Genomic DNA, 26,232 nt, shown 5'->3' on the forward strand with positions numbered 1-26,232 from the left:
GCCCGCGAGGGCCGGCCAAAGCCGGCAATCCGGCCAGGAAAACAGTCGATGACCCAGTCCAGCCGCTCGTCCAACGTCTATCCGGTCCTGCCGCTGCGCGACATCGTGGTCTTCCCCCACATGATCGTGCCGCTGTTCGTGGGCCGCGAGAAATCGGTGCGCGCCCTTGAGGACGTGATGCGCGAGGACAAGCAGATCCTGCTCGTCGCGCAGAAGAACGCCAGCCAGGACAATCCCGGTTTCGAGGACATCTACCGCGTCGGGACCATCGCCTCGGTCCTGCAGCTGCTGAAGCTGCCGGACGGCACGGTGAAGGTCCTGGTCGAGGGGGGCGCCCGGGCCCGCATCACCAACTTCCTCGACAACGAGGCCTTCTTCCAGGCCGGGGCCGAGGTCCTGGATGAGGATGACGGCGAACGGCGCGAGGTCGAGGCGCTGGCCCGCTCGGTGGTCAGCCAGTTCGAACAATATGTGAAGCTGAACAAGAAGGTGCCGCCAGAGGTGCTGGTCTCGGTCAACCAGATCGAGGATCCGTCCAAGCTGGCCGACACCGTCGCCTCGCACCTGGCGCTGAAGGTGTCGGACAAGCAGGAAGTGCTCGAGATCGAATCGGTCAACGAGCGCCTGGAGCGGGTCTACAGCCTGATGGAAGGCGAGATCGGCGTGCTGCAGGTCGAGAAGAAGATCCGCAGCCGGGTCAAGCGCCAGATGGAGAAGACCCAGCGCGAATACTATCTGAACGAACAGCTGAAGGCGATCCAGAAGGAGCTGGGCGAGACCGAGGACGGCCGCGACGAGGTTTCCGAGATCGAGGAACGGATCGCCAAGACCAAGCTCTCCAAGGAAGCCCGCGAGAAGGCGCTGGCCGAGGTCAAGAAGCTCCGCTCCATGAGCCCGATGTCGGCCGAGGCGACGGTGGTGCGCAACTACCTCGACACGCTGCTGTCGCTGCCCTGGGGCGCCAAGTCCAAGGTGCGCAAGGACATCGACCGTGCGCAGAAGATCCTGGACGAGGACCATTTCGGTCTGGAGAAGGTCAAGGAGCGCATCCTGGAATACCTGGCCGTGCAGCAGCGCGCGACCAAGGTGAAGGGTCCGATCCTGTGCCTGGTCGGCCCGCCGGGCGTTGGCAAGACGTCGCTGGGCAAGTCGATCGCCAAGTCGACGGGCCGGCAGTTCGTGCGCATGTCGCTGGGCGGCGTGCGCGACGAGGCCGAGATTCGCGGCCACCGACGGACCTATATCGGCTCGATGCCCGGCAAGATCATCCAGTCGATGAAGAAGGCCAAGTCGTCCAATCCGCTGTTCCTGCTGGACGAGATCGACAAGATGGGCGCCGATTTCCGCGGTGATCCGTCCTCCGCCCTGCTGGAGGTGCTGGACCCGGAGCAGAACACGACGTTCAACGACCATTACCTGGAGGTCGACTTCGACCTGTCGGATGTGATGTTCGTGACCACGGCCAACACGCTGCGCATGCCGCAGCCCCTGCTGGACCGCATGGAGATCATCCGCCTGGCCGGCTACACCGAGGATGAGAAGGTCGAGATCGCCAAGCGCCACCTGATCGCCAAGCAGGTGGAGGCGCACGGCCTGAAGGACGCCGAGTGGCGCATCGAGGACGAGGCGCTGCGCGACCTCATCCGCTACTACACGCGCGAAGCCGGCGTCCGCAACCTGGAACGCGAGATCGCCAACCTGACCCGCAAGGCCATCCGCGAGATCCTGCAGGACAAGGTGCCCCAGGTCGTGGTGACGACCGAGAACCTGAACAAGTATGCCGGCGTGCGTCGCTTCCGCTTTGGCGAGGTCGATGCCGAGGACCAGGTCGGCGTGACCACGGGCCTGGCCTGGACCGAGGTGGGGGGCGAGTTGCTGGCGGTCGAGGCGATCACGCTGCCCGGCAAGGGCAACATGAAGATCACCGGCAAGCTGGGCGACGTGATGCAGGAATCGGTGCAGGCGGCGGCCAGCTATGTCCGCTCGCGCTCGCTGGCCTTTGGCATCAAGCCGCCGCAGTTCGAGAAGACCGACATCCACATCCACGTGCCGGAGGGGGCTACCCCCAAGGACGGCCCGTCGGCGGGTGTCGCCATGGTCACCTCGATCGTGTCGGTCCTGACCAAGATCCCGGTGCGGCGCGATATCGCCATGACCGGAGAGATCACGCTGCGTGGCCGCGTCTTCCCGATTGGCGGCCTGAAGGAGAAGCTGCTGGCCGCGCTGCGCGGCGGCATCAAGCATGTCCTGATCCCGGCCGAGAACGAGAAGGACCTGGCCGAGATCCCCGACAACGTGAAGGAGGGGCTGGAGATCATCCCCGTCAGCACGGTCGACGAAGTCCTGAAGCACGCGCTTGTCAAGCCGCTGGAGCCTGTCGAGTGGGATCCGGCCGAAGCCGAGAAGCCGGCGGCCAAGTCGGGCGGCACCACCCTGGACGAAGTGGTGACGCACTGATATAGGCACGCCGCGTTCGCTGCGGAATCGCGCGGCCACCGGTCCAGGCCGGTGGCCGCTGCATTTCGCGGTTGAATTGGTGGCTGCCGGCGGATGGCGGTGGCCGCCCTGTGTTGACGGGTCCTGAGGTGCCAACTACCATCCGCGGGCTTGCGGCGGCGGCACCAGACGGATTTCAGGCCAAGCATTTTCGGCCAATCTTTTTCGGGGGGTGGCAGTGAACAAGAACGAGCTGATCGAGAGCGTCGCCGAGGCGACCGGGCTCAAGAAGCCGGATGCCAGCAAGGCGGTCGAAGCGGTCTTCGACGCCATCACCGGTGCCCTGAAGGGCGGTGACGACGTGCGCCTGGTCGGCTTCGGCACGTTTGGCGTGACCAAGCGTGAGGCGTCCGAGGGTCGCAATCCGCGGACCGGCGAGACAATCAAGATTCCGGCCTCCAACCGCGTCAAGTTCAAGCCGGGCAAGGGCCTGTCCGACTCGGTCAACGGCTGAGCCGAGCCACGACCCCCGCCAGCCCGGCCGATCGCCGCCGGGCTGGCGGCGCGGGACGGCGGCCCGGCGTTCCGCACTGCATGTCGGCTGCGGCCCGGCATCGCATGCTGGCGCCGTACCGGCAGCACGCTGCGGGCGATTAGCTCAGTTGGTAGAGCGTCTCGTTTACACCGAGAATGTCGGCGGTTCGAGTCCGTCATCGCCCACCAGTGCACCGGCCATCAAGCCCCGTCCCAGCCCCTGCGGCTGACCGCGCCGTGCCCCCGGGATGGCGCGGGGGGATGACCGGGCGTGGCGACAATCCAGGCGATGCGACCGCCATGACCCTTTCCATGTCCCATCCGTCCGACGCCCCCGATCTGCAGGACTATGTCCGCCGGATCCTGACCTCCGCCGTCTATGACGTCGCCAGCGAGACGCCCCTGGAGGCGATGCCGGTGCTGTCGGCCCGTCTGGGCGTCCCCGTCCTGCTGAAGCGCGAGGACCTGCAGCCGGTCTTCTCGTTCAAGATCCGCGGTGCCCACAACCGCATCGCGGCGCTGAGTGCGGCGGAGCGGGCGCGGGGCGTGATCTGTGCCTCTGCCGGGAACCATGCGCAGGGCGTTGCCCTTTCGGCGACGCGCCTTGGCATCGCGGCGACCATCGTCATGCCGGGCACCACGCCGTCGATCAAGGTCGATGCGGTGCGCCGCCTGGGGGGCCAGGTGGTGCTCCATGGCGATGGCTTCGACGCCGCGCGGGCCCATGCGGGTGAGCTGGCCGAGGCGCGGGGCCTGGTCTTCGTTCACCCGTTCGACGATCCGGCGGTGATCGCGGGGCAGGGGACGATCGGCCTGGAGCTGCTGCGGCAGAACCCTGGTCCCCTGGGCGCCGTCTATGTACCGGTCGGCGGGGGTGGCCTGGCCGCCGGGATCGCCGCCTATATCAAGTTCCTGCGGCCCGAGGTGCGGGTGATCGGCGTCGAGCCGGAGGACGCGGCCAGCATGGCTGCGGCGCTGCGGGCGGGGCGCACCGTCGACCTTGAGCAGGTCGGCCTGTTCGCCGACGGCGTCGCTGTGCGGCGCGTGGGCGCCGAGACGTTCCGCCTGTGCCGGGACCTGCTGGACGGGGTCGTGACCGTCACGACGGACGAGATCTGCGCCGCGATGAAGGACATATTCGACGAAACGCGCGTGATCGCGGAGCCCGCAGGCGCCCTGGCCCTGGCGGGATTGCGCCGGCAGGTGGAGCGCGGCGCGGCGCCGGAGGGGCCGCTGGTCGCCGTCAATTCGGGTGCCAACGTCAATTTCGACCGCCTGCGCCATGTCGCCGAGCGGGCCGAGATCGGCGAGCGGGGAGAGGCGCTGCTGGCGGTGACCATCCCAGAAGTGCCCGGTGCCTATCGCCAGTTCATCCGGCTGCTGGATGGGCGGGCCATCACCGAGTTCAACTACCGCTATGCCCCGGGCGAGCAGGCGCGCATTTTCGTCGGCGTGAAGCTGAAGCGGGGGGATGCCGAGAAGCAGCAGATCATCGACCAGGTGCGCGCAGCCGGCCATGCCGTGGTCGACATGAGCGACAACGAACTGGCCAAGCTGCACGTCCGCTACATGGTGGGCGGCCGCGCCGCCGACCTTGCGGACGAACTGATCTACCGCTTCCAGTTCCCGGAACGCCCGGGGGCGCTGCTGGCGTTCCTCGATTCGCTGAGGCCGGACTGGAACATCTCGCTGTTCCACTATCGCAACCACGGTGCCGACTATGGCCGCGTGCTGGCCGGGATCCAGGTGCCGCATGCCGACCGGCCGCTGTTCCAAGCGGTGCTGGCCGGCCTTGGCTATCCCTGCTGGGACGAGACGGCCAACCCGGCCTATCGCCTGTTCCTGGAATCGGCAGGAACCGCGGCCGCCTGACGGGTTAAGGTTCGACGCTGGAGGCCCGTCCGGGCTTGAGTCGGGTCCAACGGAAAGGGGGCAGAATGAAGGGCTTCTTCGGGGAATTCCGCGCGTTCATCTCGCGCGGCAACGTGATCGACCTGGCCGTCGGTATCATTATCGGCGCGGCCTTCACCTCGATCGTGAACTCGCTGGTCAACGACGTGGTCATGCCGCCCATCGGCCTGGTCCTGGGTCAGGTCGACTTCTCCAGCCTGTTCATCGCGCTGGACGGCAAGGAATACCAGAGCGTGAAGGCGGCCAAGGACGCGGGCGCGCCGGTGATCGCCTATGGCCTGTTCATCAACGCCTGCGTGCAGTTCCTGATCGTCGCCTTTGTCGTGTTCAACATCGTCCGCCAGGTCAACCGCCTGCGCGTCAAGGAGAAGGCCGAGGCCGAGGCAGCGCCCACGCCGCCGCCTGACGATGTCGTTCTGCTGACCGAGATCCGCGACCTGCTGAAGGCGCAGCAGGCGCGCTGAGGGCGGTGCGCGCCGGCCCGGGCAGGCCGGCGCGCGCGCCTGGCGCCGTTGCCTCAGGCGAAGGCAGGCGGCGGCACGAACCCGCCCATGTCGTGCTCCAGCAGCTCCGCCAGCTTGAGCGTGGTGCGGTCGCCGCCGAAGGGGCCGATGATCTGGACGCCGACCGGCATGCCATCGGCGGTGCGCCCGGCGGGGATCGCCGTGCCCGGCAGGCCGGGCAGGGTGGCGACACCGGCCCAGGTCAGCGTGGCGTCGGCATAGCGCTCGGTGCGGCCGTTGACCTGCAATGTCCGCGTCGTGAGGGTGGCGCTGTGGTCATGCGGGAAGGCCGCCGTGCCGGCCGGCGGGCAGATGACCGCATCCCACTCCTCGAACAGCGCGGACCAGGCCCGCATCAGGGCCCAGCGCTCGTTGTTGGCGCCAAGCCACGTCCCATGGTCCTGCACCATCGCGCGGGCCCGCACCGCGTCCAGCGACGCATCGTCGGGCGCCAGGCCGGCGACCTGGGCGCGCACCGCCGCCAGCTGCTCCGGCGGGAAGCCGGCGGCCATGAAGCCCCACAGCAGCCGCTCGTACAGGACGTGGGCGCGGGCCAGGTCGGGCAGGCGGTTGCTGGTCGTCGCCACGCGTGCCCCGGCGCGGTTCAGGGCCTCCGCCACGCGGTGGACGGCGGCCTGGACCTCGTGATCCGTGGGGCTCGACGGATGGCTGTCCAGGACCAGGACGCGGTAGTCGGCGAGGCGCTGCTGGCGCGGCGGCGCCAGGTCCAGCTTCCAGCCGGTTGCGAACATCTCCTCCGGCCCTGCCAGGATGTCGAGCGCCAGGGCGAGGTCGCTGGCCGTGCGCGCCATCGGCCCGCCCACCGCCAGGTCGGGCTCCTGCTCGAAGCCGGCCAGGCCATGCCCGCGCAACGGCATGATCCCCCAGGTCGGCTTGTGCCCGTAGACGCCGCAATAATGCGCCGGCACGCGGATCGAGCCGCCAATGTCCGAGCCGATCTCCAGATGGGAGAAGCCGGCCGCGAGGGCGGCTGCGGAGCCGCCTGACGAGCCGCCGGGCGAGCGGCCCAGGTTCCACGGATTGCGCGTGACGCCATAGATCGGGTTGTAGCTTTGCCAATCGGCCAGGGCGACGGGGACGTTGGTCTTGCCCACGACGATCGCGCCCGCGGCCTTCAGGCGCGCCACGGCGATCGAATCACCGTCGGGCTGCCACCCGGCCATCTCGGGAAAGCCCCATGTCGTCGGCGTGCCCGCCAGGCCATAGGATTCCTTGACCGTGATCGGAACGCCCAATAGCGGCTTGCGTACCCCTTGCGCCAGCGCCTTGTCCGCCTCGGCCGCAGCGGCGCGGGCGCGCGCAAAGTCGCGCACGACAACTGCGTTCACCTCGCCATCGCCTGCCTCGATCCGGGCGATGGAGGCCTCGACCGCGTCGGCGGCGCTCAGGCGTCCGTCGGCCAGGTCGTGCGCCAGGTCCCCGGCGGAGCGAAACGCCAGATCTGATCCTGCCATGGTCCTTGTCCCCTTCCTGTTGTCCGGCTCTTTCCAGGCCGGTTCCCCCCGTTGCCGCTGGCCTGCCGTCCGGTCCCCCGACGGTGGTCCAGAAATCTCAACGCCATTCAGTCTTCGTTAAGGAGTACGGCCTACAGTCCAGGTCAGACATTGTTCATGTCGACCTCCCTAGTGTGCACTTCGGCTTCGTCGCCAAAGGCCGCCCGGATAACCGGGCGGCCTTTTTCTTTTGCGCCCCCGTCGTTCCTGGCCCCAGACGGGGTGGGCGTGCGATGACGCTCCGTATCCTGATTGTGGGGGTTCTGACGGCCGCCGCAAGGGCCGGTCGGCGGGCGCCAGACCTGGGACGGATTATCGCAAGTCAGCCCGCCGCTGTGCCTTGACACCCCAGGGGGCCTCGCGTACATCACGGGTCCCTCGCCACGGGGCCTTGCGCAAGCGCAAGGATCAAGGGCCCGAGGGGGTGTAGCTCAGTTGGTTAGAGCGCCGGCCTGTCACGCCGGAGGTCGCGGGTTCGAGCCCCGTCACTCCCGCCATCCCCATGGGATGGTCCCCTGTTCAGGCGAGCCTTCCGATGCCCGACCTTGCGCTGTTTGGACTTGTCGTCCTGGTCGCCGCGATTGCCGGGGTTGGCGCCATCGCGTCATCCCTGATGCGGCGCAGCCGCCACAGAAGTCATCGCGACATGGTGCGCCGCTATCGCGATGGGCGGGGCGACAGCGGGTGGTCGGGCGACTCCGGAACAGGCTTCCGGGACGACGACCGCGCCCATCGGCACAGTCATGATCATGATAATCATTCGCATCATGACAATGGCTGGAGCGGCGACGGGTCTTCTGATACCGGTGGCGGCGGTGACGGAGGCGGCGGGGACTGACCTGTTGCGTTTCCGCACTTGAAACAGGCGCGCCGTCGCTTTATGCGGGCGGCTCAGGATCCTATGATGCAGGCGCTCACGGCGTGAACGCCTGCGCTCTACGCGGTCGGATCCGGAGCGGATCAGTCAAGGAGGTCAAGGCGGGCTGCCATGGATGCGATGCTGCGTGAATACCTCCCGATCCTGGTCTTCCTGGTGATCGCGATCGGCCTCTCCGTCGTGATGATCGGGGCATCGCTGGTGGCCGGGCCCCAGCGCCCCGACCCGGTCAAGCTGTCGGCCTATGAATGCGGGTTCGAGGCATTCGCCGATGCCCGCACGCAGTTCGACGTCCGCTTCTACCTGGTCTCGATCCTGTTCATCATCTTCGACCTGGAAGTGGCGTTCCTGTTCCCCTGGGCCATCGTGCTGGGCGACGTCGGCATGTTCGGCTTCTGGTCGATGATGGTCTTCCTGGGCGTGCTGACGGTCGGCTTCATCTACGAATGGAACAAGGGAGCCCTGGAATGGGAGTGATCACGCCCGCGACCCAGCTCCCCACGGCCCTGCCCCCGGGGGCGGAGGACACCGCGGCCCGACTGCACGAGGACCTGTCCGACAAGGGCTTCCTGGTCACCCGGGTCGAGGACCTGGTGAACTGGGCCCGCACAGGCTCGCTGTGGTGGATGACCTTCGGCCTTGCGTGCTGCGCGGTCGAGATGATGCACACCAACATGCCGCGCTATGACATGGAGCGGTTTGGCGTCGCCCCGCGTGCCTCGCCCCGCCAGTCGGACGTGATGATCGTGGCCGGCACGCTGACCAACAAGATGGCGCCGGCACTCCGCCGCGTGTACGACCAGATGTCGGAACCGCGCTGGGTGATCTCGATGGGATCGTGCGCGAACGGCGGCGGCTACTACCATTATTCCTATGCCGTGGTGCGCGGCTGCGACCGCATCGTGCCGGTCGACATCTATGTGCCGGGCTGCCCGCCCACCGCGGAGGCACTGCTCTATGGCGTGCTGCAGCTGCAGCGCAAGATCCGCCGCCAGGGCATCATCCAGCGCTGACATGCCAGAATTCCTGCCAAGCCCCGAGCGGCTCGAAACCCTTCGCGATCACGTCGCCGCGCACCTGGGCGCCAACCTCCTCGATTCGGTCATCGCCTTTGGCGAGCTGACCCTCGTCGTGGAGCGGGACGCGATCGTCTCCGTGCTCACCTGGCTGCGCGACGATCCGGGCTGCCTGTTCCAGCAGCTGGTCGACGTGTGCGGCGTCGATTGGCCAGAACGCCCGGAGCAGCGCTTCGATGTCGTCTATCACCTGCTCTCGCTGCGCAAGAACCTGCGCCTCCGGGTCAAGGTGCGGACGGACGAGGTGACGCCCGTGCCATCCGCCGTTGACATCTTTCCCGTCGCCAACTGGTTCGAGCGCGAGGCGTGGGACATGTACGGGATCCTGTTCTCAGGTCATCCCGACCTGCGCCGGATCCTGACCGACTACGGCTTCCAGGGGCATCCCTTCCGCAAGGACTTCCCGCTCAGCGGCTATGTCGAGGTCCGCTATGACGAGGAGGAGAAGCGCGTGGTGTACGAGCCGGTGCGCCTGGCGCAGGAGTTCCGGCGTTTCGACTTCATGAGCCCGTGGGAGGGTGCGCACTACATCCTCCCCGGCGACGAGAAGGCGACGAAGGCCTGACATGGGGCAAGTCGACATCAAGAGCTACCAGCTCAATTTCGGTCCCCAGCATCCCGCGGCCCATGGCGTCCTGCGCCTGGTCATGGAACTGGATGGCGAGATCGTCGAACGCTGCGATCCGCATATCGGCCTGCTGCATCGCGGCACCGAGAAGCTGATCGAGTACAAGACGTATCTTCAGGCGGTGCCCTATTTCGACCGGCTGGACTATGTCTCGCCGATGTCGCAGGAGCACGCCTACTGCCTGGCGATCGAGCGCCTGCTGGGGGTCGAGATTCCGCTGCGCGCGCAGTACCTGCGCGTGCTGTGGGGCGAGATTACCCGCGTCCTCAATCACCTGATGAACGTCTGCACCCACGCCATGGACGTGGGCGCGCTCACCCCCATCCTCTGGGGGTTCGAGGAGCGCGAGAAGCTGATGGTCTTCTATGACCGCGTCTCGGGCAGCCGCATGCATGCCAACTGGGTGCGCCCGGGTGGCGTGCGCCAGGACATGCCGAAGGGCCTGGCCGAGGATATCTGGGCCTGGACCGAGTCGTTCCCCAAGGTGCTGGACGATCTCGACACGCTGGTCTCGGGCAACCGCATCTTCAAGCAGCGCAACGTCGATATCGGCATCGCGACGGCCGAGGAGGCGCTGGCCTGGGGCTTTTCGGGCGCGATGCTGCGCGGCTCGGGCATTGCCTGGGACGTGCGCAAGAACCAGCCCTATGAAGTCTACGATCGGATGGAGTTCGACATCCCGATCGGCAAGAACGGCGACTGCTACGACCGCTTCATCATCCGCATGGAGGAGATGCGCCAGTCGGTCCGCATCATCCGTCAGTGCCTGAAGGAACTGCCCGAAGGCCCCGTGCTGACCACCGACGGCAAGGTGGCGCCGCCCCGGCGCGCCCAGATGAAGCAGTCGATGGAGGCGCTGATCCATCACTTCAAGCTGTTCACCGAGGGGTTCCACGTGCCGGCGGGCGAGGCCTATGCCGCGGTCGAGGCGCCAAAGGGCGAGTTCGGCGTCTACCTGATCGCCGACGGGTCGAACAAGCCCTATCGGTGCAAGATCAGGGCCCCGGGATTCGTGCATCTGCAGGCCATGGATTTCATGCTGCGCGGCCACATGTTGGCCGATGCGCCCGCCATTCTGGGCAGCCAGGATATCGTGTTCGGAGAGGTCGACCGGTGAGCGTCCGTCCCGCAGGGCCCTATGAGCAGCCCGCCGACTTCGTCTTCTCGGCCGAGAATCTCGAGGTCGCGCGCACCATCATCGCCCGCTATCCCGAGGGGCGGCAGCGTTCGGCGCTGATCCCGCTGCTGGACGTGGCCCAGCGCCAGGCCGGCGGCTGGCTGCCGCGCGCGGCGATGGCCTATCTGGGCGAGTTGCTGAACGTGCCGATCATCCGCGTGTACGAGGTGGCGAGCTTCTACACCATGTTCAACCTGGAGCCGGTGGGTCGCCACCTGGTCCAGGTCTGCACGACCACGCCCTGCATGCTGCGCGGCTCGGACGACGTCCTGGCGGCGTGCAAGAAGCGCCTGGGCATCGACGTGAACGAGACGACGCCCGACGGCCAGTTCAGCCTGATGGAGGTCGAATGCCTGGGCGCGTGCGTGAACGCGCCCATGGTCCAGATCAACGACGACTTCTACGAGGACCTGGACGCCGACAGCACGACCCGCGTGCTGGACGCGCTGGCGCGGGGGCAGCAGCCAAAGCCGGGGCCCCAGAACAGCCGCCGTTCGTCCGAGCCGGAAGGCGGGGCCACCACCCTGACCGACCTGCCCGCAGCCAACGCCCCCACAGCCAACGCCTGAGAGGATTGACGCGATGCTGTCCGACAAGGACCGGATCTTCACCAACCTCTACGGCTTCCACGATGCGGGGCTGAAGGGGGCACAGGCTCGTGGCGACTGGGACGGCACGGCCGCCATCATCGCCAAGGGCCAGGACTGGATCATCGAGCAGATGAAGGCCAGCGGCCTGCGCGGCCGGGGCGGTGCGGGCTTCCCCACCGGCCTCAAGTGGTCGTTCATGCCCAAGCAGTCCGACGGCCGGCCCAGCTACCTCGTCGTCAATGCCGACGAGTCGGAGCCGGGGACGTGCAAGGACCGGGACATCCTGCGCCACGATCCGCACAAGCTGATCGAAGGCTGCCTGATCGCCGGCTTCGCCATGCGCGCGGTCGCCGCCTATATCTATGTCCGCGGCGAGTTCATCCGCGAGCGCCAGGCGCTGCAGCGGGCGGTGGACGAGGCCTATGCCGCCGGCCTGATCGGCAAGAACGCGGCCGGCAGCGGCTATGACTTCGACGTCGTCGTGCATCACGGCGCCGGCGCCTATATCTGCGGCGAAGAGACGGCGCTGATCGAAAGCCTGGAAGGCAAGAAGGGCCAGCCGCGCCTGAAGCCGCCCTTTCCCGCCAATGTCGGCGTCTGGGGCTGCCCCACGACCGTCAACAACGTCGAATCGATCGCGGTGGCACCCACCATCCTGCGGCGCGGGGCGGCCTGGTTCGCAGGCTTTGGCCGACCCAACAACGCGGGCACCAAGGTCTTCTGCATTTCAGGGCACGTGAACAAGCCCTGCAATGTCGAGGAATCGATGTCGATCCCGCTGCGCGAGCTGATCGAGAAGCATGCGGGCGGCGTGCGCGGCGGCTGGGACAACCTGCTGGCCATCATCCCCGGCGGCTCGTCGGTGCCGCTGCTGCCGAAGTCGATCTGCGACACGGTGCTGATGGACTTCGACGCCCTGCGCGAGGTGCGTTCCGGCCTGGGCACGGCCGCCGTTATCGTGATGGACAAGTCGACCGACATCGTCCGCGCCATCGCGCGCCTGTCCTACTTCTACAAGCACGAGAGCTGTGGCCAGTGCACCCCCTGCCGCGAGGGCACGGGCTGGATGTGGCGCGTCATGGAACGGATGGTGAAGGGCAAGGCCGAGGTCGAGGAGATCGACACCCTGCTCGAGGTGACGACCCAGGTCGAAGGCCACACGATCTGCGCCCTGGGCGATGCCGCGGCTTGGCCGATCCAGGGCCTGATCCGCCATTTCCGCCCCGAACTGGAACGCCGCATCGCCGAGCGCAAGGGCGGCGCGATGCCCGCCCGGGCCGCGGAGTAGGACGCGCGCCATGGCGGCCGACGCGGGCGTGCTCAACGTCAAGGATGCGGACCTGTCCGGGGCTCGCTTCCGCGATTGCGACATGGGCGATGCGATCTTTGACAATGTCGACCTGTCGGGCGCCACGTTCCGTGAGGTCGACCTGTCGAGCGCCGGCCTGTCGGACGCCAACCTGTCGGGGACGCGCTTCCGCGACTGCGATTTCACCGATGCGGCGATCTCGGACGCCGATCTCAGTGGCCTCAAGGTCACCAACGCCAATCTCAGCGGTGCCGCGCTGGTCGACTGTCAGCTGGACGGATTGACCATCGACGGGGTGCCGGTCCAGAACCTGCTGGCCGCCTACCAGGCCGCACAGAACGGGGCATGACGAGCCAATGCCGAAGCTGACCATCGACGGGCAGGAGGTTGAGGTTCCTCCCGGTGCCACGGTGCTCCAGGCGTGCGAGACGCTGGGGATCGAGGTGCCGCGCTTCTGCTATCACGAGCGCCTGTCGGTCGCCGGCAATTGCCGCATGTGCCTGGTGGAGCAGGAAAAGGCGCCCAAGCCGATCGCCTCCTGCGCCATGCCCGCCGCCGACAACATGGTGATCAAGACCAACACGCCGATGGTGCGCAAGGCGCGCCGTGGCGTGATGGAGTTCCTGCTGATCAACCACCCGCTGGATTGCCCGATCTGTGACCAGGGCGGCGAGTGCGACCTGCAGGACCAGGCCATGGCCTATGGCTTCGATCACAGCCGCTATGCCGAGAACAAGCGGGCGGTGACCGAGAAGAACATGGGGCCGCTGGTCAAGACGGTGATGACCCGCTGCATCCATTGCACCCGCTGCGTGCGCTTCGCGACCGAGGTCGCGGGCGTGCCGGAGATCGGCGCGATCGGGCGTGGCGAGAACATGCAGATCACGACCTACCTGGAGCAGGCCCTGACCTCGGAGCTGCAGGGCAACGTGATCGACCTGTGCCCGGTCGGCGCCCTGACCTCCAAGCCCTATGCCTTCGTGGCGCGGCCGTGGGAGCTGCGCAAGACCGAGACGGTCGACGTGCACGACGCCCTGGGCAGCGCCATCCGCGTCGATGCCCGCGGGCGCGAGGTGCTGCGCGTGCTGCCCCGCATCGACGAGGAGATCAATGAGGAGTGGATCTCCGACAAGACGCGCTTCGCGGTGGATGGCCTGCGTCGCCAGCGCCTGGACCGCCCCTATGTGCGTGAGGGCGGCAAGCTGAAGCCCGCCACCTGGGCCCAGGCATTCGAGGCGATCCGCGCCCGGCTTGACGGCGTGCCGGGCAGCCGCATCGGCGGCTTGGTGGGCGACCTGGCGGCGGTCGAGGAGATCGCGGCGCTCAAGGACCTGCTGGTGGCGCTTGGCTCGCCCAACCTGGACGCGCGGCAGGACGGTGCCGCCGCGGACGTCACGCAGCGCGCCTCCTACCTCTTCAACTCGACCATCGCGGGGATCGACCGGGCGGATGCCCTGATCCTGGTCGGCAGCAATCCGCGGCGCGAGGCGCCTGTCCTCAATGCCCGCATTCGCAAGCGCTACCTGAAGGGGAAGTTCCCCATCGGCCGCATCGGTCCGGCCAGCGACCTGACATACACGGTCACGGAACTGGGCGCCGACCTCTCGGTGCTGGGCGCGCTGGCCGACGGCACCCATGCCTTTGCCGAGGTGCTGAAGGGTGCCGAACGGCCGATGCTGATCCTGGGGGCCGGTGCGCTGGCCCGGCCTGATGGCGCCGCCGTCCTGGCCGCGGCGCAGAAGGCGGCCGATGCCCTGGGCCTGGTCAGGGACGGCTGGAACGGCTTCAACGTGCTGCAGACGGCGGCGTCGCGCGTGGGCGCGCTCGACCTCGGCTTCGTGCCGGGGCAGGGCGGGCTGGACCGCACGGCCATGCTGGACGCGGCAGGCCAAGGCGCGCTCGACGTGCTCTTCCTGCTGGGCGCCGACGAACTGCCGATGGACGCCCTGGAAAAGCCGTTCGTCGTCTATGTCGGCACGCATGGCGATCACGGCGCGCACGTCGCCGACGTGATCCTGCCGGGTGCTGCCTATACCGAGAAGAACGGCATCTATGTGAATACAGAGGGGCGGCCGCAGCTGGGCAACCGCGCGATCTTCCCGCCGGGCGACGCGCGCGAGGACTGGGCGATCTTCCGGGCCCTGTCGGACGTGCTCGGCAAGCGCCTGCCCTATGACTCGATCAGCCAGCTGCGCGCCCGCATCGCCAAGGACGCGCCGCATCTGCTGGCGTTTGACCGGGTGACGCCTGCGGCCTGGGCGCCGTTCGGTGCGCCGGGGTCTGTCGCGGCCACCGCGGTCGCCGATGCGGTCGCCGACTTCTACCTGACGAACCCCATCGCCCGCGCCTCGACCACCATGGCCGAGTGCAGCAGGCTGGCCAAGGAACTTGCACACGACCTGGCGCATGGCCATGCGCATGCGGGCGAAAGGACCGGCACCCATGGCTGAGCTCTGGACCGACTATGGCTGGCCGCTCGTCATCATCGTGGCGCAGATCCTGGCGATCGTGCTGCCGCTGCTGCTGGCCGTCGCCTACCTGACGCTGGCGGATCGCAAGATCTGGGCGATGATGCAGCTGCGTCGCGGGCCCAATGTCGTGGGCCCGTTCGGCCTGCTCCAGCCGTTCGCCGACGGGCTGAAGCTGCTGACCAAGGAGACGATCATCCCGGCGGGCGCCAATCGCGGCGTCTTCCTGATCGCGCCCGTGATCACCTTCTCGCTGGCCATGATCGGCTGGGCGGTGATCCCGTTCAACGAGGGCTGGGTGCTGGCCGACATCAATGTCGGCATCCTGTACCTGTTCGCGGTCAGCTCGCTCGGTGTCTATGGCATCATCATGTCGGGCTGGGCGTCGAATTCGCGCTACGCCTTCCTGGGCGGCCTGCGCTCGGCGGCGCAGATGGTGTCCTACGAAGTCTCGATGGGCTTCGTCCTGGTCAGCGTGCTGATGTGCGTGGGCTCGCTCAACCTGTCGGACATCGTCCTGGCCCAGAAGACGGTGTGGTTCGCCATCCCGCTCTTCCCGATGTTCATCATCTTCTACATCTCCGCCCTGGCCGAGACGAGCCGCCCGCCCTTCGACCTGCCCGAGGCCGAGGCCGAACTCGTCGCCGGCTACCAGGTCGAATATTCGTCCATGGCCTTCGCCCTGTTCATGCTGGGCGAATACGGCAACATGATCCTGCTCAGCGCGCTGACCGTGACGCTGTTCCTGGGCGGCTGGCTGCCGCCGTTCGACGTGGCGCCGTTCACCTGGGTGCCGGGGCCGCTGTGGTTCATCCTCAAGGTCGTCTTCATGCTCTTCGTCTATGGCTGGGTGAAGGCGACGGTGCCGCGCTACCGCTATGACCAGCTGATGCGGCTGGGCTGGAAGGTCTTCCTGCCCCTGTCGCTGGCCTGGGTCATCATCACCGCAATCGTGCTCGTCGCGTTCGGCTGGGCGCCACGGATCGGAAGCTGACCATGTCGTTCCTGGACCGCAGCGCGCGGGCGCTGTTCCTGACCGATCTCGTCAAGGGCTTGAAGCTGACCTTCAGCTATTCGTTCAAGCCCAAGGCGACGATCAACTATCCCTATGAAAAGGGGCCGCTCTCGCCGCGCTTCCGGGGCGAGCATGCGCTGCGCCGCTACAGCAATGGCGAGGAGCGCTGCATCGCCTGCAAGCTGTGCGAGGCGGTGTGCCCGGCCTTGGCCATCACGATCGAGGCGGAACCCCGCGCCGACGGCAGCCGGCGCACGACCCGCTACGACATCGACATGACGAAGTGCATCTATTGCGGCCTGTGCCAGGAGGCCTGCCCGGTCGATGCCATCGTCGAGGGACCGAACTTCGAGTTCGCGACCGAAACGCGCGAGGAGCTGATGTACGACAAGGCCAAGCTCCTTTCGAACGGCGACAGGTGGGAGCGCGAGATCGCGGCCAACCTGGCGGCCGACGCGCCCTATCGGTGAGGCGGCCGTGACACTCGCGAGCCTCGCCTTCTACCTGTTCGCCTCGATCACCATCGCCTCGGCGGTGATGGTGATTTCGGCGCGCAACCCTGTGCACTCCGTGCTCTTCCTGATCCTCGCCTTCTTCAATTCAGCAGGCCTGTTCCTGCTGCTGGGGGCCGAGTTCATCGCGATGATCCTGGTCATCGTGTACGTGGGTGCGGTCGCCGTCCTGTTCCTGTTCGTCGTGATGATGCTGGACATCAACTTCGTCGAACTGCGCCAGGGCTTCCTGCAGTACCTGCCGATCGGCGCCCTGATCGGCCTTGTCCTGCTGGTGGAGCTGGCCTTCGTGGTCGGCGGCTGGGTCATCCCGTTCGATGCGGCACTGGCGATCAGCGCGCCCGCCGACGCCGGCGGCCTGACCAACACCCAGGCGCTGGGCATGGTGCTCTATACGCAGTTCGCGCTGCCGTTTCAGATCTCGGGCCTGATCCTGCTGGTCGCCATGATCGGGGCCATCGTGCTGACCCTGCGCCAGCGCGCGGGCGTGCGGCGGCAGTCGATCGCGGCCCAGGTCGCCCGCAGCCGCGAGACGGCGATCGAGCTCAAGAACATTCCTCCCGGACAGGGCATCTGAGGCGATGATCGGGCTTGGCCATTACCTTGTCGTTGCGGCGATCCTCTTCACCCTGGGGATCTTCGGCATCTTCCTGAACCGGAAGAACGTGATCGTCATCCTGATGTCGGTCGAGCTGATGCTGCTTGCGGTCAACATCAACCTGGTTGCCTTCTCGGCCTTCCTCAACGACCTGGTGGGACAGGCCTTTGCCCTGTTCGTGCTGACGGTCGCGGCGGGCGAGGCGGCCATCGGCCTCGCCATCCTGGTGGTCTATTTCCGCAATCGCGGGACCATCGCGGTCGAGGACATCAACCAGATGCGGGGCTGACGCGGATGATTACCGCAATCGTCTTCCTGCCCCTTCTCGGGGCGATCCTGGCGGGCTTCTTCGGCCGCATCCTGGGCAAGCGCGCCAGCCAGTGGATCACCAGCGGCCTGCTGGTGGCCGCCGCCGTGCTGTCCTGGTTCGCCTTCGTCCGCTATACGGGGCAGCCGGCGACCACGCTGCACCTGCTCGACTGGATCAATTCGGGTTCGTTCCAGGTCAGCTGGGCGCTGCGCATCGACACGCTGACCGCGATGATGCTGGTCGTGGTCACCAACGTCTCGGCGCTGGTCCACATCTATTCCGTCGGCTACATGGCGGACGATCCGCACGTGCCGCGGTTCATGGCCTATCTGTCCCTGTTCACCTTCGCCATGCTGATGCTGGTGACGGCGGACAACTTCGTGCAGCTGTATTTCGGCTGGGAAGGGGTGGGCCTCGCCTCGTACCTGCTGATCGGCTTCTGGTACCAGAAGCCTTCGGCCAATGCCGCGGCGATCAAGGCGTTCGTGGTCAACCGCGTGGGCGATTTCGGCTTTGCGCTGGGCATCATGGCGATCTTCCTGGTGTTCCGGGAGGTGTCGTTCGACGCCGTCTTCGCGGCGGCGCCGGCCAAGGCGGGGCAGACGTTCGACTTCCTGGGCGCGCAGTTCGACATCCTGACGACGATCTGCCTGCTGCTCTTCGTCGGCGCCATGGGCAAGTCGGCGCAGCTCCTGCTGCACACTTGGCTGCCGGACGCGATGGAGGGGCCGACCCCCGTCTCCGCGCTGATCCATGCCGCCACGATGGTGACGGCGGGGGTGTTCATGGTCGCGCGCTGCTCGCCGATGTTCGAGCTGGCGCCGGATGCGCTGACCGTGGTCACCATCGTCGGCGCGCTGACGGCCTTTTTCGCGGCCAGCGTCGGCCTGGTGCAGAACGACATCAAGCGCGTCATCGCCTATTCGACCTGCAGCCAGCTCGGCTACATGTTCTTTGCCGCCGGTGTGTCGGCCTACCAGGCCTCGGTCTTCCACCTGTTCACGCATGCCTTCTTCAAGGCGCTGCTGTTCCTGGGCGCCGGCGCCGTGATCCACGCGATGCACCACGAGCAGGACCTGCGCAACATGGGCGGGCTGTGGCGCAAGATCCCCTTCACCTATGCGATGATGTGGATCGGCTCTCTGGCCCTTGTCGGCCTGCCCTTCTTCGCCGGCTACTATTCCAAGGACGCCATCCTCGAGGCGGCCTATGCGTTCGCGGAGGTCGACCCGGCCCGTGCCGATGTCGGGCACCTGGCCTTTGCCCTGGGCATCGTCGCGGCGTTCTTCACCGCCTTCTATTCCGGCCGGCTGATCTTCATGGCCTTCCATGGCAAGCCGCACGACCATCACCATTATGACCATGCGCACGAGGCGCCCCTGGTCATGACGGTGCCGCTGCTGCTGCTGGCGGTGGGGGCGGTGGCCGCGGGCTTCACCTTCTATGACAGCTTCGTCGGCCATCACTGGAAGGAGTTCTTCGCGGGCGCCATCGTGCCGATCCGCGAGACGATGGATGCGGCCCATCATGTGCCGACCTGGGTCAAGCTGGCGCCTGCCGTCATGGGCGTGCTGGGCCTCGCCGTCTCCTGGTGGTTCTATGTGGCCCAGCCCTGGATCCCGCGTGCGCTGGCGACCGCGAACCGGCCGCTGTACCTGTTCCTGCTGAACAAGTGGTACTTCGACGAACTCTACAACCTGGTGTTCGTGAAGCCGGCCTTGTGGTTCGGTCGCCTGTTCTGGCGGCGCGGCGACCAGATGATCATCGACGGGTTCGGCCCCGATGGCGTCGCCGCGACGGTGGCGGCGACCACCCGGCAGGTCGTCCGGATCCAGACCGGGTTCATCTACCACTATGCCTTTGCCATGCTGATCGGCGTTGCCGTCCTGATCACCTGGATCTTCCTGCGCTTCGGGCCGCCCCTATGATCGTTGACACCTTGATCCGGGGGGCACGCGCATGAGCTGGCCCATCCTGTCCGTCATGACGTTCCTGCCCACCGCAGGTGCGTTGGCGATCCTGCTCCTGCGGGGAAGCGAGGCGAGCATTGCCGCGCAGGCGCGGTGGATCTCGCTGTGGACGACGATCATCACCTTTGTCGTCTCGCTCTTCGTCTGGGCCGAGTTCGACCCGACGACGCCCGCTTTCCAGATGCAGGAGACGGCGAACTGGCTGGGCCTGGGCATCCAGTACCGGATGGGCGTCGACGGCATCTCGATCCTGTTCGTGCTGCTGACCACGTTCCTGATGCCGCTGTGCATCCTGGCCAGCTGGGACTCGGTGTCGAAGCGGGTGCGCGAGTACATGGTCGCGTTCCTGGTGCTCGAGACACTGATGCTGGGCGTGTTCTGCGCGCTCGACCTGGTGCTGTTCTACCTGTTCTTCGAAGCCGGCCTGATCCCGATGTTCCTGATCATCGGGATCTGGGGCGGGCCGCGCCGGGTCTATGCCAGCTTCAAGTTCTTCCTCTACACCCTGCTGGGCTCGGTCCTGATGCTGCTCGCCATCATGGCGATGTACTTCCAGGCCGGCACGACCGACATCACCGTGCTGCTTGACCATGCCTTCCCGCAGGGCATGCAGTTCTGGCTATGGCTGGCCTTCTTCGCCTCCTTCGCGGTGAAGGTGCCGATGTGGCCGGTCCATACATGGCTCCCGGATGCGCACGTGGAGGCGCCGACCGCCGGCTCCGTCATCCTGGCGGGCGTGCTGCTGAAGATGGGCGGCTATGGCTTCCTGCGCTTCTCGCTGCCCATGTTCCCGGAAGCGTCGGTGTTCTTCGCGCCGCTGATCTATGGCCTGTCGGTGGTTGCGATCCTCTACACCAGCCTGGTGGCGCTGGTGCAGCAGGACATGAAGAAGCTCATCGCCTATTCGTCGGTCGCCCACATGGGCTTCATCACGATCGGCGTGTTCACCATGACGGAGCAGGGGCTGCAGGGCGGCATCCTGCAGATGATCAGCCACGGCATCGTCTCCGGCGCGCTGTTCCTGTGCGTGGGCGTCGTCTATGACCGGATCCACAGCCGCGAGATCGCGCGCTATGGCGGCCTGGTCAACCGCATGCCGGTCTATGCCTTCGTCTTCCTGGTCTTCACCATGGCGACGATCGGCCTGCCCGGCACGTCCGGCTTCGTGGGCGAGTTCCTGATCCTGGTCGGGGCCTTCCAGGTCAGCACCTGGACGGCGACGCTGGCGACCGTCGGCGTGATCCTGGGGGCTGCCTACTCGCTGTGGCTCTATCGCCGGGTTGTGTTCGGCGAACTGGTCCATGCAGACCTGCAGACGATCGGCGACCTGACGCGGCGCGAGGTCGTGACCTTTGCCCCGCTGATCGTGCTCGCCTTCTGGATCGGCATCTATCCCTCGACCTTCATGGACGCGACGACCGCGTCGGTGCGCAACCTGATCGCACAGCATGAACGCAACCTGGCCGCCAGCCAGGCCGCGGCAGGCGCCGCAGCCCCGGCCGAGGCCGCACCCGCCGCGGCGGAGGCCCACTGATGATCACGCAACAGACGGTCTTCACCCTGGCGGATCTCGATTCCGTCCTGCCCGAGGTGATCGTGGCGGTGGGCGCCATGATCCTTCTGGTCTTTGGCGTGTTCCGGGGGGATTCCAGCCTCAAGACGGTGGCGCTCGGCGCCGTGCTGACCCTGGTCGCGGCCCTGCTGGTCGCGTTCACCTATGACGGGGCGGCGGTCACCTTCCAGGGCGCCTTCGCGATGGACGGCTTTGCCCGCTTCGCCAAGATCCTGATCCTGATCGGCGCCATCCTGACGCTGCCCCTGGCCCTCGACTATTTCGAGGCGGAAGGCGGCGGCCGGTTCGAGTTCCCGATCCTGGTCATGCTGGCGGTCGCGGGCATGATGATCATGGTTTCCGCCAACGACCTGATCACGCTCTATACGGGCCTGGAGCTGCAGTCCCTGTCGCTCTACGTCCTGGCGGCAATCCGGCGCGACGACGCCCGCTCGACCGAGGCGGGCCTGAAGTACTTTGTCCTGGGCGCGCTGTCGTCGGGCATGCTGCTCTACGGCGCCTCCATGGTTTACGGCTTCAGCGGCACGACGCTGTTCGACCGCATCGCCAACGTGCTGCAGACGGTGGAGGGTCCGGCACCGGTCGGCCTGATCGTGGGCCTGGTGTTCCTGATCGCGGGCTTGGCCTTCAAGGTGTCCGCCGTGCCGTTCCACATGTGGACGCCCGACGTCTACGAAGGCTCGCCCACCGCGGTGACGGCATTCTTTGCCGCGGCACCCAAGGTGGCGGCCATGGCGCTGTTCCTGCGCACGATCCTGGCCCCGTTCGGGGAGATCGGGCACGAATGGCTGCAGGTCGTCTGGATCGTGGCGCTGGCCTCGATGATCCTGGGCTCGCTGGCGGCGATCGGCCAGACCAACATCAAGCGCCTGCTGGCCTACAGTTCGATCGGCCATATCGGCTTCGCGCTGGTGGGCCTGGCCGCGGCCAGCGTCGACCGCAATGCCGGCATGGATGCGGCCGCCCTGGCCCAGAACGTCGCCATCGCCCAGGGCGCCGTGCGCGCCGTGCTGATCTACATGGCGATCTACCTGTCGATGACGATCGGCGCGTTCTGCGTCCTGCTGGCGCTGCGCGCCAAGGGCGAGCTGCGCGAGGACATCGGCGCGCTGGCCGGTCTGTCCAAGACGCGCCCGGCCCTGGCCTTTGCCATGGCGATCTTCATGTTCTCGCTGGCCGGCATCCCGCCGCTGGCGGGCTTCTGGGGCAAGTTCTACGTCTTCATGGCGGCGATCGATGCCGGGCTCTATGTCCTGGCCGTGGCGGGTGTGCTGTCCAGCGTCATCGGCGCCTACTACTACCTGCGCATCGTCAAGCTGATGTATTTCGACGAGCCGACGGTCGCCATCGAAAGCACGCTCTCGGCGCCGTCGGGCGTGATCCTGGCCGGCACCAGCGCGTTCAACGTCCTGTTCATCCTGGCGCCCGCCCCGCTGGTGGCGGCGGCGACCGTGGCGGCGCAGGCCCTGATCCGGTGAGTCTGTCCGCGGGGCCGGGCATCGGAACCGTGGTCCTGCCGCCGGGCTTCACCCTGGCGGCATTCCCGGAGATCGGCTCCACCCAGGACGAGGCGAAGGCCAGGGCGGATGCCGGTGCGCCGCACGGCCTGGCCGTCTTTGCCCTGCGCCAGACCAGTGGCCGCGGCCGACGCGGCCGGGCCTGGGAGTCGCCCATCGGCAACCTGTCGGTGTCCTACCTGCTGCGCCTGGGCCTGGTCCCGGCCGAGGCTGCGCGCCTGTCCTTCCTGGCGAGCCTTGCGGTGCTGGAGACGGTCGAATCGTTCCTGCCCGGCATGACCATCGCGCTGAAGTGGCCCAACGACGTGATGGTGGAAGATCGGCCGGACGACTGGCGCAAGATCTCTGGCATCCTGCTGGAAAGCCATGGTGGGGGTGCGCATCCGGCGCTGATCTTGGGCATTGGCATCAACCTGGCCCATCATCCGGAGGGCACCGAGACGCCGGCCACCTCCATCGCCGCCTTTGCCGCGCCGCCCACGCCGGAGCAGGCGCTGGAACGCCTGACGGCGCGGCTGGCCCATTGGCTGGACGCGTTCGCTGCCGGTGGCTTCGCCGCAGTCCGCGCGGCGTGGACTGCACGGGCCCGCGGCATGGGGCAGCCGATCCGCGTCCGCCTGCCGAACCAGACCCTGCATGGCCGCTTTGCCGGCCTGGACCCGCAGGGCGCCCTGATCCTGACCGAGGCGGATGGGGCGACGCGCCTGATCACCGCCGGCGACGTCTTCTTCGGCTGAGACCCCCATGCTGCTTGCGATCAACGCCAACAACACGAACATCAAGTTCTCGGTCTTTGACGGCAATACCCAGCTGTCGGAATGGCGCATCCACACGACCAACAGTCGGACGGCCGACGAATACGCCGTCTGGCTGGTCCATCTGATGGCGCTGAAGAACCTGGGGCCGGGAGACATCACGGCGGCCGTGATCGGCAGCGTCGTGCCGCAGACCATGTTCGACCTGCGCCTGCTGTGCGAGCGCTATTTCAACGCACGGCCCATCGTGATCGGGGACGAGGGCGTCGATACCGGCATCGTGATCCACATGGACCGGCCGCGCGACGTGGGTGCCGATCGCATCTGCAACGCGATCGCCGTGCGCGAGATCCATAACGGCCCCGCCATCGTGGTCGACTTCGGCACGGCCACGACCTTCGACGTGGTCGACCAGACGGGGGCCTATATCGGCGGCGTGATCGCGCCCGGCATCAACCTGTCGATCGAGGCGCTGCACACGGCGACCGCAAAGCTGCCGCGCATCACGGTGGAGCGCCCGGCCCGCGTCATCGGCAAGGACACGCTCTCGGCCATGCATGCCGGCGTTTTCTGGGGCTATGTCGGCCTGATCGAGGGACTGGTCGCTCGCATCAAGGCGGAATTCGGCGCGCCGATGAAGGTCTTCGCGACGGGTGGCCAGGCGCCCCTGTTCGTGGACGCGACCGACGTGATCGAGGAAGTGGCCCCCGACCTGTCCATGCGGGGCCTGTTGGCCGTCTATCGCCGCAATGCGGGCGAGATCCCGACGCGGCGGATCGCCTCGTGACCGACGTCCCCTTCCGCCTGGGCTTCGATCCCGGGCCGGACGAACTGGTCTTCCTCCCCCTGGGCGGGGCTGGCGAGATCGGGATGAACCTGAACCTGTATGGCTGCGATGGCCGCTGGATCATGGTCGATTGCGGCGTGAGCTTTGCCGAGCGGGAGACGCCCGGCATCGACCTGATCTTTCCGGACCCGGCCTTCATCGAGCAGCGCGCCGACGACCTGCTGGGCATCGTGCTGACCCATGCGCACGAGGATCACCTGGGGGCGGTGGCGCATTTGTGGCCGCGCCTGCAATGCCCGGTCTACGCGACGCCCTTCACCGCGGCCATGCTCGAATCGAAGCTGGAGGAGCAGCGCATTCGCGACCTGGTGCCCCTGCACGTCGTGCCCCTGGGGGGCACGATCGACTTGGCACCGTTCAGCATCCGCTTCGTCGCGCTGACCCATTCGATCCCCGAGCCTAACGCCCTGGCGATCAGGACACCGCAAGGGCTGGTCCTGCACACCGGCGACTGGAAGATCGATCCCGAGCCGATGCTGGGCGCACGCACCGACCAGGAGACGCTGAAGCGCCTGGGCGACGAGGGCGTGCTGGCGATGGTCTGCGATTCGACCAACGTCTTCTCGCCCGGCCGATCCGGCTCCGAAGCGACGGTGCGCGAGAGCCTGGCGCAGCTGATCGGCACGCTGCGCGGCCGGGTGGCGGTCACGACGTTCGCCTCCAACGTGGCACGGCTGGAGAGTGTCGCGCACGCGGCGCGCCTGAACGACCGGCATCTGGTTGTGGTCGGGCGCTCGATGCACCGGGCCATCGCCTGTGCGCGCAAGGCAGGCTACATCCGCGAACTGGACAACGTCCTGGGCGAGTCCGAAGCTGGCTACCTGCCGCCCGACAAGGTCCTCTACCTCGTCACCGGCAGCCAGGGCGAGCCGCGCGGTGCCATGGCGCGAATCGCCGGGGGGGACCATCCGCATGTCGTGCTGGAACGGGGCGACACGGCCATCTTCTCGTCCAAGATCATCCCGGGCAACGAGAAGCCGATTGGCGAGATGCACAACCGCCTCACCGCCCGCGGGGTGGAGATCCTGACCGAGCAGGACCACCTGGTGCACGTCTCCGGCCATCCCTGCCGGGACGAACTGACCGAGATGTATTCCTGGGTCCGCCCCCATATCGCCGTGCCAGTGCATGGCGAGGCGCGACACCTGGCGGAGCACCAGCGCCTGGTCCAGCACCTGAACGTGCCGGAGACGCCGCTGGTGCAGAACGGCGATATCCTGCGCCTCGCTCCTGGATCGCCGGAGCTGGTGGGGCGTGTCACCACCGGCCGGCTGGCCCTGGATGGCCGCCATCTGGTGCCGGAGGATGGCGGCGCCCTGGCGGCACGGCGGCGCCTGATGTTCGCGGGGCACGTCGTCGTCGCCCTGGTCCTGGACAAGTCCGGTCGGCTGATGGGCGCGCCGCGCGTCACGGTGGCCGGGGTGCCGGAAGCGGATGCCTGCAGCGAGGCCGTCCTGTCCGCGGTGCGTGATGCGGTCGAACTCCTGCCGCGCAAGCGTGCCCAGGACGACGAGGCCGTGCGCGAGGCCGCGCGCAGGGCCGGTCGCCGCGCCGCGTCGGAGGCCACGGGCAAGAAGCCGATGACCGATATCCAGGTGATCCGCCTGGATCTCTGAATTCGTGGGTCCGCAGGGGCGGGACATGATGCGCGTTGCATCCGCGTCGTCCTTGGCCCTTCCTGGCGCGGCACGGCACTCGGGAGGGAGACGGCGATGACCTGGTTCAACGTGGCGATGTTCTTTGCCGTGGGCTGGTGGATCGTCCTGTTCGCGGTGCTGCCCTGGGGCCTGCGGACACAGGACGAGTCGGGCGAGATCGTCCCCGGCACGCCGGGCAGCGCGCCCGTGGCCCCGCGCATGCTGCGGATCGTCCTGGTGACGACGCTGGTTACCTTGATCCTGCTGGCGCTGTTTGCCGGGGCGACCTATCTGGGGGTGCTGCCGCCGCTGCGGGCCCCGCTGCCGGCCTGACCGGGCCCCGGCCCGAAGCACGGGCCTGAAGCACGGGCCTGAATTACTGGCTTGGCGCGCGTGCCCTGAAATGTGAAAGGGCGGGACCCCCGGTCCCGCCCTTTTCTTGTGCGACACGCTCTCGAGGGCGCGTCTGCCTTTT

At 67.4% G+C, this 26,232-nt stretch carries 25 protein-coding genes and 2 tRNA genes; 26 read left to right on the top strand and 1 reads right to left on the bottom strand.

Features of this window, described 5'->3' with window-relative positions; translation table 11 throughout:
* The first annotated feature begins 48 nt into the window (after positions 1–48).
* From lon to mscL, 5 genes are all read left to right on the top strand, one after another.
* Positions 49–2,457, top strand: a complete 2,409-nt coding sequence (gene lon / locus ACI6GS_RS10960; RefSeq protein ID WP_439817834.1) for an endopeptidase La — start codon at positions 49–51, stop codon at positions 2,455–2,457.
* A gap of 172 nt (positions 2,458–2,629) precedes the next feature.
* The gene (locus tag ACI6GS_RS10965) at positions 2,630–2,950 is read left to right on the top strand and encodes an HU family DNA-binding protein (protein WP_439817956.1); all 321 of its coding nucleotides are present in this window, start codon (positions 2,630–2,632) and stop codon (positions 2,948–2,950) included.
* 133 nt (positions 2,951–3,083) lie between these two features.
* Positions 3,084–3,159: transfer RNA gene (locus tag ACI6GS_RS10970), tRNA-Val, on the top strand.
* Positions 3,160–3,270: 111 nt separating this feature from the next.
* Positions 3,271–4,842, top strand: a complete 1,572-nt coding sequence (gene ilvA, locus ACI6GS_RS10975; protein WP_439817835.1) for a threonine ammonia-lyase, biosynthetic — start codon at positions 3,271–3,273, stop codon at positions 4,840–4,842.
* 65 nt (positions 4,843–4,907) lie between these two features.
* A complete protein-coding gene (mscL, locus tag ACI6GS_RS10980; protein ID WP_439817836.1) occupies positions 4,908–5,345 on the top strand; it encodes a large conductance mechanosensitive channel protein MscL in 438 nt (145 codons plus the stop codon).
* A 53-nt stretch (positions 5,346–5,398) separates the two neighbouring features.
* On the opposite strand, the gene ACI6GS_RS10985 is transcribed toward mscL, so the two are convergent.
* Entirely contained in the window at positions 5,399–6,859 is a 1,461-nt protein-coding gene (locus ACI6GS_RS10985; RefSeq protein ID WP_439817837.1) for an amidase, read from the bottom strand.
* A gap of 459 nt (positions 6,860–7,318) precedes the next feature.
* Between ACI6GS_RS10985 and ACI6GS_RS10990 the strand changes: the two genes are divergently transcribed.
* The 21 genes from ACI6GS_RS10990 to ACI6GS_RS11090 all read left to right on the top strand — a co-directional run bounded on the left by ACI6GS_RS10990 (position 7,319) and on the right by ACI6GS_RS11090 (position 26,090).
* Positions 7,319–7,395: transfer RNA gene (locus ACI6GS_RS10990), tRNA-Asp, on the top strand.
* Between the two features lie 38 nt (positions 7,396–7,433).
* On the top strand, positions 7,434–7,736 hold the full coding sequence (locus tag ACI6GS_RS10995) for a hypothetical protein (protein WP_439817838.1): 303 nt from the start codon (positions 7,434–7,436) through the stop codon (positions 7,734–7,736).
* Between the two features lie 150 nt (positions 7,737–7,886).
* A complete protein-coding gene (locus ACI6GS_RS11000; RefSeq protein ID WP_439817839.1) occupies positions 7,887–8,252 on the top strand; it encodes an NADH-quinone oxidoreductase subunit A in 366 nt (121 codons plus the stop codon).
* Positions 8,243–8,788: a NuoB/complex I 20 kDa subunit family protein gene (locus tag ACI6GS_RS11005; protein ID WP_439817840.1), complete on the top strand. Its 546-nt coding sequence runs from the start codon at positions 8,243–8,245 to the stop codon at positions 8,786–8,788. Before ACI6GS_RS11000 ends, ACI6GS_RS11005 begins: the two co-directional genes overlap by 10 nt.
* Before the next feature lies 1 nt (position 8,789).
* The gene (locus ACI6GS_RS11010) at positions 8,790–9,416 is read left to right on the top strand and encodes an NADH-quinone oxidoreductase subunit C (protein WP_439817841.1); all 627 of its coding nucleotides are present in this window, start codon (positions 8,790–8,792) and stop codon (positions 9,414–9,416) included.
* Position 9,417: 1 nt separating this feature from the next.
* Complete coding sequence (locus tag ACI6GS_RS11015; protein ID WP_439817842.1) at positions 9,418–10,596, top strand: NADH-quinone oxidoreductase subunit D; 1,179 nt, start codon at positions 9,418–9,420, stop codon at positions 10,594–10,596.
* The gene (gene nuoE / locus ACI6GS_RS11020; protein ID WP_439817843.1) at positions 10,593–11,225 is read left to right on the top strand and encodes an NADH-quinone oxidoreductase subunit NuoE; all 633 of its coding nucleotides are present in this window, start codon (positions 10,593–10,595) and stop codon (positions 11,223–11,225) included. The genes ACI6GS_RS11015 and nuoE overlap by 4 nt, the downstream gene beginning before the upstream one ends.
* A gap of 13 nt (positions 11,226–11,238) precedes the next feature.
* A complete protein-coding gene (nuoF, locus tag ACI6GS_RS11025) occupies positions 11,239–12,534 on the top strand; it encodes an NADH-quinone oxidoreductase subunit NuoF (protein WP_439817844.1) in 1,296 nt (431 codons plus the stop codon).
* Positions 12,535–12,544: 10 nt separating this feature from the next.
* The gene (locus tag ACI6GS_RS11030) at positions 12,545–12,904 is read left to right on the top strand and encodes a pentapeptide repeat-containing protein (RefSeq protein ID WP_439817845.1); all 360 of its coding nucleotides are present in this window, start codon (positions 12,545–12,547) and stop codon (positions 12,902–12,904) included.
* A gap of 7 nt (positions 12,905–12,911) precedes the next feature.
* Entirely contained in the window at positions 12,912–15,005 is a 2,094-nt protein-coding gene (gene nuoG, locus ACI6GS_RS11035) for an NADH-quinone oxidoreductase subunit NuoG (protein ID WP_439817846.1), read from the top strand.
* A complete protein-coding gene (gene nuoH / locus ACI6GS_RS11040; RefSeq protein WP_439817847.1) occupies positions 14,998–16,017 on the top strand; it encodes an NADH-quinone oxidoreductase subunit NuoH in 1,020 nt (339 codons plus the stop codon). Before nuoG ends, nuoH begins: the two co-directional genes overlap by 8 nt.
* Positions 16,018–16,019: 2 nt before the next feature.
* Complete coding sequence (gene nuoI / locus ACI6GS_RS11045) at positions 16,020–16,508, top strand: NADH-quinone oxidoreductase subunit NuoI (protein WP_439817848.1); 489 nt, start codon at positions 16,020–16,022, stop codon at positions 16,506–16,508.
* Positions 16,509–16,515: 7 nt separating this feature from the next.
* On the top strand, positions 16,516–17,127 hold the full coding sequence (locus ACI6GS_RS11050; RefSeq protein ID WP_439817849.1) for an NADH-quinone oxidoreductase subunit J: 612 nt from the start codon (positions 16,516–16,518) through the stop codon (positions 17,125–17,127).
* A 4-nt stretch (positions 17,128–17,131) separates the two neighbouring features.
* Complete coding sequence (nuoK, locus tag ACI6GS_RS11055) at positions 17,132–17,437, top strand: NADH-quinone oxidoreductase subunit NuoK (protein WP_439817850.1); 306 nt, start codon at positions 17,132–17,134, stop codon at positions 17,435–17,437.
* A gap of 5 nt (positions 17,438–17,442) precedes the next feature.
* Positions 17,443–19,386, top strand: coding sequence for an NADH-quinone oxidoreductase subunit L (gene nuoL, locus ACI6GS_RS11060; protein WP_439817851.1), 1,944 nt, complete (start codon positions 17,443–17,445; stop codon positions 19,384–19,386).
* A 31-nt stretch (positions 19,387–19,417) separates the two neighbouring features.
* A complete protein-coding gene (locus ACI6GS_RS11065; RefSeq protein WP_439817852.1) occupies positions 19,418–20,962 on the top strand; it encodes an NADH-quinone oxidoreductase subunit M in 1,545 nt (514 codons plus the stop codon).
* Complete coding sequence (nuoN, locus tag ACI6GS_RS11070) at positions 20,962–22,479, top strand: NADH-quinone oxidoreductase subunit NuoN (protein WP_439817853.1); 1,518 nt, start codon at positions 20,962–20,964, stop codon at positions 22,477–22,479. Before ACI6GS_RS11065 ends, nuoN begins: the two co-directional genes overlap by 1 nt.
* Positions 22,476–23,255 (top strand): biotin--[acetyl-CoA-carboxylase] ligase, encoded by a 780-nt coding sequence (locus ACI6GS_RS11075; protein WP_439817854.1) that lies wholly within the window; start codon positions 22,476–22,478, stop codon positions 23,253–23,255. Before nuoN ends, ACI6GS_RS11075 begins: the two co-directional genes overlap by 4 nt.
* Before the next feature lie 7 nt (positions 23,256–23,262).
* Complete coding sequence (locus ACI6GS_RS11080) at positions 23,263–24,060, top strand: type III pantothenate kinase (protein WP_439817855.1); 798 nt, start codon at positions 23,263–23,265, stop codon at positions 24,058–24,060.
* Positions 24,057–25,736, top strand: coding sequence for a ribonuclease J (locus ACI6GS_RS11085; protein WP_439817856.1), 1,680 nt, complete (start codon positions 24,057–24,059; stop codon positions 25,734–25,736). Before ACI6GS_RS11080 ends, ACI6GS_RS11085 begins: the two co-directional genes overlap by 4 nt.
* A 96-nt stretch (positions 25,737–25,832) precedes the next feature.
* Positions 25,833–26,090, top strand: a complete 258-nt coding sequence (locus ACI6GS_RS11090; protein ID WP_439817857.1) for a DUF1467 family protein — start codon at positions 25,833–25,835, stop codon at positions 26,088–26,090.
* Positions 26,091–26,232 lie beyond the last annotated feature (142 nt).

Source organism: Zavarzinia sp. CC-PAN008 (assembly GCF_051903925.1).
Lineage (GTDB): Bacteria > Pseudomonadota > Alphaproteobacteria > Zavarziniales > Zavarziniaceae.